At 65.7% G+C, this 534-nt stretch carries 1 protein-coding gene and 1 pseudogene; both read left to right on the forward strand.

Annotated elements, in window-relative coordinates; all coding sequences use genetic code 11:
- Nucleotides 1-371 (forward strand): DUF1403 family protein (locus EN780_RS37145; RefSeq protein WP_128276639.1); only part of this gene is annotated, 371 nt, incomplete at its 5' end.
- A gap of 5 nt (nucleotides 372-376) precedes the next feature.
- A pseudogene (locus EN780_RS41190) lies at nucleotides 377-534 on the forward strand (SMC-Scp complex subunit ScpB); the annotation flags it as partial.

A 534-nucleotide genomic window follows, 5' to 3' on the forward strand; every position in this document is an offset into this window, starting at 1 on the left:
AAGCGGCCCTGGGCACAAGCGTCCGCCCGCGTAGATCAGCAGCCAACTCGGTGGCGACAGGCATTGAGACCGATCCTGAGCGTGCCAAAAGTCTGCTTGCCGCGCAGGCGCGGGCTGCGCTACGCGCCATCGATCTTTCCGCCGAGCTCGAGCGCCGCTCGGACCGGCTGCTTGCTGTTGCGCCGAAACTCAGGGCCAAGGCGGCGGATCTTGTTGTCGACAAGCTGCTGTCCGACGATGCGATCGTTGCCTCGGAAAAGATCGCCGGTAGGAGTGGCCGTGGGCTGCGCCGCCTGTTCGACCGTCTGGTCGAGCTAGGCGCCGTCCGAGAGCTATCCGGCCGCCCGACCTTCCGCATCTACGGGCTCTGACGATAATGGTGCAAGCGGCGCGCAGGCGAGGGGGGAGCCGGTCAGATGACCGTCGATCAGCTGACCAGCTGTTTGACCGGGAGCTGGATCACCTGCCGCCCGAGGTGCGCTGGCGTGAATGGATGAACCGCGTCGAGGCGACCATTTTTGCTGCCAGCGAACC

The organism is Mesorhizobium sp. M4B.F.Ca.ET.089.01.1.1 (assembly GCF_004022605.1).
Lineage (GTDB): Bacteria > Pseudomonadota > Alphaproteobacteria > Rhizobiales > Rhizobiaceae > Mesorhizobium > Mesorhizobium abyssinicae.